Annotated in this window: 1 protein-coding gene; it reads left to right on the top strand. The window is 59.1% G+C overall.

Annotated features, from left to right (window positions below):
* Nucleotides 1-160 precede the first annotated feature (160 nt).
* The gene (locus GYA94_RS27800) at nt 161-331 is read left to right on the top strand and encodes a hypothetical protein (RefSeq protein WP_009681808.1); all 171 of its coding nucleotides are present in this window, start codon (nt 161-163) and stop codon (nt 329-331) included.
* Nucleotides 332-340 lie beyond the last annotated feature (9 nt).

Below are 340 nucleotides of genomic sequence, written 5' to 3'. Positions count from 1 at the left end.
CAAGGGCTCTGGTTGAAGGGGGTGCACGAAGGTGCCGCCGTCAACATCGAGAGCGAAACCTACACCGCTGACGGCAGTGACATCGAGCTGGGATTTTCGGCGCCGGGTATCTACACCGTCACGGTCACCCTTTGGCCATACCGCGATCAGGAGTTCACCGTTGAAAATTCAGCATAAGAGCGACCACACCAAGCGCCGTGCGGCCGAGTACCCGCCGGTGGAGGAGCAACTGGACATGCTGTGGCACGCGATGAATCAAGGGCATATGCCCAAGGCTGAGCCGTTCTTCTCGACCCTGCAGCAGATCAAGCAGCAACACCCCAAGGCTTGAATCCAAGCC

The sequence above is a fragment of the Pseudomonas juntendi genome, assembly GCF_009932375.1.
Taxonomy (GTDB): Bacteria; Pseudomonadota; Gammaproteobacteria; order Pseudomonadales; family Pseudomonadaceae; genus Aquipseudomonas; species Aquipseudomonas juntendi.
This window is presented reverse-complemented; position numbering and strand designations above follow the sequence as displayed.